We start from the raw sequence: 5,090 nt of genomic DNA, 5'->3' as shown, positions 1-5,090 counted from the left end.
GGTGCTGCCCTTTACCCAGGCGGATGTCCTGCCGGCGCATTTTCACGTGCACCACGTGCTGGAGGCCGGCCATATGCTGGCTGAGGAAGCCCCCGACCTTGTTGCCGAGATCATTCGCCGCAACACCAATCGTCGCGCCAGGCCACACCGCCAGAAATTCGCCGCCGCAGCCAGCTGACCTTTTTCGCGCACGACAACCTTCCTGGACACCCCGGGCCGTCGATCTCGCCAGTGCATTTCGCCGGCGGCTGTGTTAACCCGGTGTTAACCAAACCTACGAGGCAGACGCCGATGAAGGAAGCAGGCGAGAAGACCATCGACCAGTCCAAGAAACTGTCCGATGCCATCCGTGATGTCAAAAATGCCTTCGCCGACCGCGACGACGTCGTCGTCGACATGCGCGAGGCGCATCGCATGCGTCTCGATCTGCTCGCCGCCGAACTGGCACCGGTTTTTGCCGATGTTCCGGCCGACATGGACAATTTCGACTTTGTCGTCTCGTCCGGCTTGCAGCCGCGCCTGTGGATCGACGCCATCAGCCATGTCGCCATGGGGCGCGACCGCCGGACCTATCGCTTCCTCAAGGACACCCGTATCGGCCGAGTGGTGCTTGCCGAATCCACCGAGATGAAGCCGGTTGCCGATTCCGTGACGCGCTATGTCGCCGAGCGCATCGTCGAGCGTCAGAGGATGCTGGAAGGCGGCGTCGAACCCGCCGTCGCCGGCCTGAAACGTGCCTATGTGCCGGAAGCCGAACCGCCGCTGCGCGCAGCGGAGCGCGGCAAACGCTGGTCGGCCCTTCTGTCCGGGCTTGGCCTGATCGCTGCCGGCGCACTGGTCGGCCTTGTGGTGTCGGTCGTCCTGTTCTGGGACCGCATCGTGGCCATGGTTGTCAATTTGCGGCCATAGCGGCCTCGGCGCCAAGCTCCACCGTCTGCAGATCGGATGGCGGTATGGACGGCCCGGTCAGGCCGCGCCGTGTCAGCCGGATCCGCCAATTGCCCGTCTCGCCGTCAATGTCGAACAGATTGTACTGCGCCGCCGGGTTCTTGCCGCCCGGCGCCTGGCCGGCGGCAGCGACACCGACCGCCGGGATCCTGACGCCGCGACCGCCTATGAAGAACAGCGACGGCAGATGCGAATGGCCGTGCAGCACAAGGTCGGCGCCGTGGCGACGAATGATCTTGTTGAAGCGGGCAATGCCGAACAGCCGCTTGTGCTGCGGGACCGCACCGCGCACCGGCGGATGATGGATCATGATGACGCGGAACAGCCCCTGTCCGGCGGTATCCCCGAGGATTTTGCCGAGCCGCTTCGCTTGGCCCTCCATGAAGAAACCATTGGCCATGAAGGGCGCCGTGGCGCGCGCCGTCGAGACACCGATCAGTGCGACGTTGCCGCGCACGCGCAGATAGGGAAATGCGTTGCGATCGACCGGCGTGTTGACGCCGTCGCCGCTCATCCACGCCGCCCAGGATCGGCAGACCTTGTCGAAGGCGCCTGGCACATAGGCGTCGTGGTTGCCCGGAACGACCGAAACATCATGCGCCGGCCCTAACGTCTCCAACCAGTGCCTGGCCATCTCGATCTCGCCATCGAGCGCCAGATTGACCAGGTCGCCGGTGACGGCGAGATGGTCAGGCGTGTTCGCCTTGATGTCGGCGACGATCGTGTCGATGACGGCGTCATGCATATGGCGGCGGCGGTTGCGCTGCCAGTTGACGTAGCCGAGCACGCGCTTGGAGGCGAGATCGCGATAGGATACATCGGGGAGCGGCCCCAGATGGACATCGGAAATATGCGCGAGCCTGAACATTTCTTCTTCATAGGCGACGGGCGCGCGGCTTTCCACACAAGGTTTCCTTTCCAGCCACGGTTTCGCAGCTGATGGCGAAGCCTGAAGATGCCTTCCGCCAGACCGGCTGGGCGGGTCTGAGGGCCAGGCTGTTCCATCTCTATTTCGTGCTGCGGCGGCCGATGACGCTTGGCGTGCGCGGCCTGATCCACGACACGGCGTCCAATTCCGTCTTCCTCATTCGCCATACTTATGTGCCGGGCTGGCAGCTTCCCGGCGGCGGCGTCGAAGTCGGCGAGACGCTTGCCGAGGCGCTGGCACGCGAGCTGGCGGAGGAAGGCAACATCGCGCTGACCGCCCCGCCGGTGCTCAAATCGATGCATTTCAACCGCCGCGCCAGCCGCCGCGACCATGTCGGCTTCTACGTGATCGAGCACTTCAGCCAGACGGCGCCGAAGCTGCCGGACCACGAGATCGCCGAAGCCGGCTTCTTCCCGCTCGACCGCTTGCCCGAGAAAACGACGCCGGCGACGCTGCGCCGGATCGCCGAGATTTTTGATGGCGAACAGGCTTCGCCCTACTGGTAGATCAGGCCGCCGCTTTCTCGAAGCGCGCCCGGTCATGCCGTGCTCCGTAATCCAGTTCCGGCCCGACCGGAACGATCCGCGTCGGATTGATCGTCTGATGGCTGGTGTAATAATGCTCCTTGATGTGATGCAGGTTCACGGTCCCGGCGACACCAGGCACCTGATAGAGGTCGCGCAGATAGTTCGACAGGTTCGGATAGTCGGCGATACGGCGCAGATTGCATTTGAAATGGCCGACATAGACCGGGTCGAAGCGCACCAGTGTGGTGAACAACCGCCAGTCGGCCTCGGTGATGCGGCTGCCGACCAGATAGCGCTGTTTTGACAGCCGCTCCTCCAGCGTATCCAACGCCGAGAACAATTCGCCGAACGCCTCTTCATAGGCGCGTTGCGTGGTGGCGAAGCCGGTCCGATAGACGCCGTTGTTGACCGCGGGATAGACCAGCGCATTGATGCGGTCGATCTCACGGCGCAGGTCCTGCGGATAGAAATCCAGGCTGGCGTCACCCCATTCGTCGAAAGCCGAATTCAGCATGCGGATGATCTCGGAAGATTCATTGGAGACGATGGTCTGCTCCTTTTTGTCCCACAGCACCGGCACCGTCACCCGGCCCGAATAGGCGGGATCGGCCTTGGCATAGATCTGGTGCAGGAAGTCGAGGCCGTAAAGCGTGTCGCCGGTGGCGCCGTCCTCAGCCACGAACGTCCAGCCGTTGACGCCCATGAAATGATGCACCACCGACACCGATATGATGCCTTCCAGCTTCTTCAGGTTGCGAAAGATCAACGTCCTGTGCGCCCACGGACAGGCAAGCGAGACATAGAGATGGTAGCGCCCCGGCTCGGCCTTGAAGCCGCGCGTCCGGCCTTCGGCCGGCGTCCCGTCAACGGTGATCCAGTCGCGCCATTGCGAGTGCGTCCGCACGAACCTGCCGCCGTTGTCCGCCGTGTCATACCAGCGATCCTGCCACCTGCCTTCGACCAGCAATCCCATGCAAATCTCCTTGCGTCGTGTTGGTTGATGTAGGCGCAAGGTTGCCCTGGCGAAGACGTCAGGTGCTGAACAGACCGTCACTTGGCAGAAACGATGGACAAAAACGGCCGATTGCAGCGGCGGGAAATTGATGCTAGCGGACAATCCGCATGTTCGACTTTGCTTTGATCCGGTTTGACCGACGACGAAAGGGCGCCCGCGCTTGATGAAGCGCTGACTGGCGAATGCTGCCGTTTGCAGCAAACCTTTCCTCCTTACCGGAACGCAAAGACCATGAGCCTTGCCGACGTGAAATACCTGCCGGAAACCCCGGCGCATGACCTCCAGATCGAAGCCATCAACGACGAAGCCTTCGGGCCCGGCCGCTTTGTGCTGGCCGCCTACAAGATTCGTGAAGCCGGAGGGCACGAGCGCTCGCTGTCCTTTGTCGCCGTCGATGGCGACATCGTCGTCGCCTCGGTGCGCATGACCCGCATCGCCGCCGGTGCAGGCCGCGCGCTAATGCTCGGGCCGCTCGCGGTGCGGCCGGCCTTCAAGAATCTCGGCATCGGCCGCCGGCTAGTGGCAATCGCGCTGGAGGCCGCCGCCAAGACCGGCGCACCTGCCGTCATGCTGGTCGGTGACGAACCCTACTACGGGCCGCTCGGTTTCAAGCGGATTCCGCGCGGCCAGATTTCGATGCCGCGCCCCGTCGATCTCGACCGGCTGCTGTCGCACGAGATCGCGCCGGGCGCGGTCGCCAGGCTCTTGGGCGAGGTCTGCCACGCCGATCAGGCCAGGGTGGCCGATCCTGTCGCCGCGATGGCTTGACCTTTCCCGTCGATCTGGCGCCTGATCCGTCCCACTGTTCCTGAGATCAAAGGATGACGTCATGAACCCCAACGGCCAGATCGCGATCGTCACCGGCGGCGGCTCCGGCCTTGGCGAGGCAACGGCGCGCGCGCTGGCCGCCAAGGGCGCCCGCGTCGCCATCTTCGACGTGGGTATTGACCGCGCCGCCAAGGTCGCGGCCGAGATCGGTGGTATTGCCGTCCAGTGCGACGTCAGCAGCGCCGACAGCGGAACCGCTGCGCTCGCCGACGTAGCCGCCAAGCTTGGCGAGCCGCGGATCCTGGTCAACTGCGCCGGCATCGCCATCGGCGTGAAGACGATCGGCAAGGATGGTCCCCACCCCCTTGATCAGTATCGCAAGGTGATCGAGGTCAATCTGATCGGTACGTTCAACATGATCCGCCTCGTTGCCGAGCGCGCGTCGAAGCTCGAGCCGCTGCAGGGCGGCGAGCGCGGCATCATCGTCAACACCGCTTCGGTTGCCGCCTATGATGGCCAGATCGGCCAGGCCGCCTATGCGGCATCCAAGGGCGGCGTCGTCGGCATGACGCTGCCGGTGGCGCGCGACCTTGCCCGTTCCGGCATCCGCGTCTGCACCATCGCGCCCGGCATCTTCAAGACGCCGATGATGGCCGGCATGCCGCAAGAGGTTCAGGATTCGCTGGGCGCCGCCGTGCCTTTCCCGTCGCGCCTGGGCGAACCGTCCGAATATGCCGCTCTCGCCCTGCACATCATCGAGAACCAGATGTTGAACGGCGAGACCATTCGTCTCGATGGCGCCATCCGCATGGCGCCGAAATAGAAGGTCATGAACGCCGGCCTGTCCGCTGCCGCTAAAACCGGTCCGCTGACCGGGCTGAAGGTGATCGAGATGGCCGGACTC

At 64.1% G+C, this 5,090-nt stretch carries 6 protein-coding genes and 1 pseudogene; 5 read left to right on the top strand and 2 right to left on the bottom strand.

Going from position 1 to position 5,090, the window contains the following annotated elements; genetic code table 11:
• Positions 1-178: pseudogene (locus EN750_RS40810) on the top strand (alpha/beta hydrolase); the annotation flags it as partial.
• A gap of 113 nt (positions 179-291) precedes the next feature.
• Entirely contained in the window at positions 292-909 is a 618-nt protein-coding gene (locus EN750_RS17850; RefSeq protein WP_127397201.1) for a hypothetical protein, read from the top strand.
• Here the strand turns inward: EN750_RS17850 and EN750_RS17845 are convergent.
• The gene (locus tag EN750_RS17845; protein ID WP_127317849.1) at positions 893-1,816 is read right to left on the bottom strand and encodes a metallophosphoesterase; all 924 of its coding nucleotides are present in this window, start codon (positions 1,814-1,816) and stop codon (positions 893-895) included. The two genes, EN750_RS17850 and EN750_RS17845, sit on opposite strands and share 17 nt — an antisense overlap.
• Positions 1,817-1,887: 71 nt before the next feature.
• On the opposite strand from EN750_RS17845, the gene EN750_RS17840 reads away from it, so the two are divergent.
• Complete coding sequence (locus tag EN750_RS17840; RefSeq protein WP_127397200.1) at positions 1,888-2,382, top strand: NUDIX domain-containing protein; 495 nt, start codon at positions 1,888-1,890, stop codon at positions 2,380-2,382.
• Position 2,383: 1 nt separating this feature from the next.
• On the opposite strand, the gene EN750_RS17835 is transcribed toward EN750_RS17840, so the two are convergent.
• Positions 2,384-3,376: a glutathione S-transferase family protein gene (locus EN750_RS17835; protein ID WP_127397199.1), complete on the bottom strand. Its 993-nt coding sequence runs from the start codon at positions 3,374-3,376 to the stop codon at positions 2,384-2,386.
• Positions 3,377-3,649: 273 nt separating this feature from the next.
• Here EN750_RS17835 and EN750_RS17830 point away from each other — a divergent pair, with 273 nt between their 5' ends.
• Together EN750_RS17830 and EN750_RS17825 are read left to right on the top strand one after the other, a co-directional pair.
• The gene (locus EN750_RS17830) at positions 3,650-4,186 is read left to right on the top strand and encodes an N-acetyltransferase (protein WP_127397198.1); all 537 of its coding nucleotides are present in this window, start codon (positions 3,650-3,652) and stop codon (positions 4,184-4,186) included.
• Positions 4,187-4,247: 61 nt separating this feature from the next.
• Positions 4,248-5,009: a 3-hydroxyacyl-CoA dehydrogenase gene (locus EN750_RS17825; protein WP_127267375.1), complete on the top strand. Its 762-nt coding sequence runs from the start codon at positions 4,248-4,250 to the stop codon at positions 5,007-5,009.
• Positions 5,010-5,090: the final 81 nt, after the last annotated feature.

This window comes from Mesorhizobium sp. M7A.F.Ca.ET.027.03.2.1 (assembly GCF_003999175.1).
In the GTDB taxonomy this organism is placed as follows: domain Bacteria; phylum Pseudomonadota; class Alphaproteobacteria; order Rhizobiales; family Rhizobiaceae; genus Mesorhizobium.
The sequence above is the reverse complement of the archived record's forward strand: the minus strand, read 5'-3'. Positions and strand labels throughout refer to the sequence as shown.